The following is a 2,859-nucleotide window of genomic DNA, read 5'->3' as shown; positions in this document are numbered from 1 at the left end:
ACCTCCGGCGAAGTTGGTGGGCAGCAGGAACGAGTAGCAGCCGAGCACTGGCGGAAGGGCGACAGTTGGGCTGCATCGATGTCACGCAGCTCGTGGTCGTTGGCGCGCAGCTGCGCGAGCGCGGCGTCAAGGTAGTGGGTGTTGAACAGCACCAGCGCGTTGAGGGCCAAGCCCAGGGCGCCGAGCTGGTCTTCCGTGCCCTCGTAGTAGCGCTGACGCAATTCGTCGCGGCGGCCGTGGAAGATGTCCCGCCCAAGAGCGTGACGGCCTTCCCGGAGGTTGCCTTGGGCTTCATGGTGTGCCGGTAGTCGGGTTTATCGGCCATGCGCAGCACGTGCAGGGACTTGTGAATGCGGCCGTAGGGGGCGATCGCCTCGCCGAGCTGGGTGGGGTTGCCATCGCGGGACAGCATGAGGATCACGTCGTGGACCCACACCGCGCAGGTGTGGATGGAGGCGATTACCCGCAGGATGTCCTCCCAGTGCTGGGCCACCCGCTCCAGGTCGACCCGACCGCGAGCAGCCTGCTTGAACGGTCCGTAGTCCGCGCGGACATCGACCCGCCATAGCTTCTGGTCGGGTACGCTGGTTTCCTTTCCGATGTTCCTTAATCACCAGGTCAGCGGCAGGGTGGCGATGTAGTCGGTCAGCAGGGTCGACAGGAGCCTGTGGTCGGCGGTCGAGTAGTGCCAGTCGCAGCCGAGGCGGTCCAGGCGGGGGTCGTCGTGGTTCCAGAAGCGGACTCGGGTGTCGCCCTGGGCGTTGCGGTCGGTGACGACCTGCTGCGCGGTCTGGGCGAACAGGTTCGAGGCGTTGACCACGATGACCGTGTCGGGGCCGTAGGCGGCGCGGAGCTTGGTCAGGAAGCCCTGGTAGGCGGACTTGTAGGCGGTGATCAGGGTGTCGGCGGTCCAGGGTTCGCCGGGGTTGACGGGGGTGGAGAAGTCGTTGGTGCCCAGGCCTACCACGACCAGCTGGGGGCGCCAGGTCGGCGGGTTCTGCCAGGTGTCGTTCGGGTCGCTCTGCAGGCCTCGGGCGTAGGAGGTGCGGAAGTCGGTTCCGGGGTCGCCGCCGTTGTAGTTGCGGACCATGCCCCTGCCGGACTGGGCGTTGATCTGGTGGTCCGCGCCCAGCGCTCGGGCGGTCAGGGCGCCGAAGGTCAGGTCGGCGTTGGACTTGCGGTCGACGCCGGTGGCGGAGCAGTCGCGGCTGGTGGAGGTGTTGCCGTAACCGGCGGTGAGGGAGTCGCCGATGAACTCGATCTGCCGGGCGCGCGGGGCGGGCTTGTCGAGGAGTTCGCCGCCGGGGGCGGCGGTGAAGCCGCCGAACTCGCCCGCGCTCCACGGGACCTCGGTGCGCTTGACCACGCGCACGGTGTGCACGGCGTTGGCCAGGCCCTGGACCTGGTGGGTGACGCGGCCGGGGGTGACGAGGGTGGCCACGGTGGCGCCGTCGATCTGGACGTCGTAGTCGTTGAGCGCGTCGTTGAGGGTGACGCCCACGCCGGTGCCCCGGAAGCGGCCCTCGAAGGCGGTGCCCGGCCAGGTGTAGCGGGCGGCGCCCGCCGACTGCCTGACCCGGCCGACGGTGTGCGCCTTGGCCAGCGCGTCCTGCGGCGGCAGGGCCGTGGTCGTGGTGGTGGTCGTCGTGGTCGGCGTGGTGGAGCCGGTGCAGGTGGCGCCGTTGAGGGCGAACTCCTGCGGGACCGGGTTGGCGCCGGTCCAGGAGCCGGTGAAGCCGAACGAGGTGCTCGCGCCGGTGGCCAGCGAGCCGTTCCAGCCCGCGTTGTCGGCCCTGACCTGCGCCCCGGTCTGGGCCGCGACCGCGCCCCACGCCTGGGTCACCGACTGGCCCGCGCCGAACGACCAGGTCAGCCGCCACGTGGTGACCGGGTCGCCGAGGTTGGTGACGCCGACGTCCGCGGTGAAGCCGCCCGACCACTGGCTGGAGACCCGGTAGTCCACCCGGCAGTCCGCGGCGGCCCGCGCGGGGGAGGGGACGGCGGCGAGGGTGATGGCGGCTGCCAAGGCGGTGACGACGCCCAGCGCGGCGGCGGGGCGTAAGCCGGGGGAGTCGGGGGTGCGCGGGATCATCGTCGGTCCTGTCTGCGAGGCGTGCGGGAGTGCCCCGACATCGGCGGCCCCGTCGAGGACGATGTACCTGATCGGAATCTAGGGGCCGGTTTTCCGGGTGGTCAAGGCATCCGCGGCCGGTGGTGCGGCGTAGCGGGCGGCCAGCGCGGTGGCGCGGGCGTGCAGGTGGTCGCGCAGCCACGGCGGGGACGGCACCTGCGCGTCCTCGGCCAGGTGCCACAGCGCCCACTCGGCGTGCCTGCGGTCCTGGTGGACGACCTCCAGGCACGGCCAGGGGTGCGCGTCGCAGGCGCAGGCGCGCACGGCCGTCGCGGCGCCCGCCAGTTCCCCCCTGCGCGACGGGGACACCCGCGCCAGCACGGTGACCTGCGCCGACTCCGGGGTGATGCGGGCGCGGCGCTCGCGCCACACCCGGTCCAGGTCGACCCGCGCCGGGCGGATCGCGAATTCGGGCAGCGCCTCGGTGGCCAGGACGCGGGACAGGCGGTAGGTGCGGTCCCCGCCGTCGCGCGTCGCCAGCAGGTAGGTGCGCTCGCCTGCGGTGACCAGGCCGATCGGGTCGACCACGCGCCAGCCCGGTTCCCGGTCCGGCGGCGCGTAGTGGACGCGCAGCCTGCGCCCGGCCACCACCGCCCGGCGCACCTCGGCCAGCACCGCGTCGGGTGCGCCGTCCGAGGTGAGGGGGCGGGAGAGCAGGTCCGTCGCCGGGGACGCCAGCAGCCGGGTCGCCGCGTCGGGCGCGGTGCCGCGGTTGGGGTCCGGCAGGG

General features: G+C 72.7%; 2 protein-coding genes and 1 pseudogene. All 3 read right to left on the bottom strand.

Translation table 11 applies throughout. The annotated features are described in order from the left end of the window. Positions 1–601 (bottom strand): annotated as a pseudogene (locus tag ACTUAL_RS16190) (Tn3 family transposase); the annotation flags it as partial. 9 nt (positions 602–610) lie between these two features. Next, a complete protein-coding gene (locus tag ACTUAL_RS16185; RefSeq protein ID WP_440900845.1) occupies positions 611–2,092 on the bottom strand; it encodes a cellulose binding domain-containing protein in 1,482 nt (493 codons plus the stop codon). Positions 2,093–2,170: 78 nt separating this feature from the next. Then, positions 2,171–2,859 (bottom strand): helix-turn-helix transcriptional regulator (locus ACTUAL_RS16180; RefSeq protein WP_440900844.1); only part of this gene is annotated, 689 nt, incomplete at its 5' end.

The organism is Actinosynnema sp. (genome assembly GCF_052038725.1).
The sequence above is the reverse complement of the archived record's forward strand: the minus strand, read 5'-3'. Positions and strand labels throughout refer to the sequence as shown.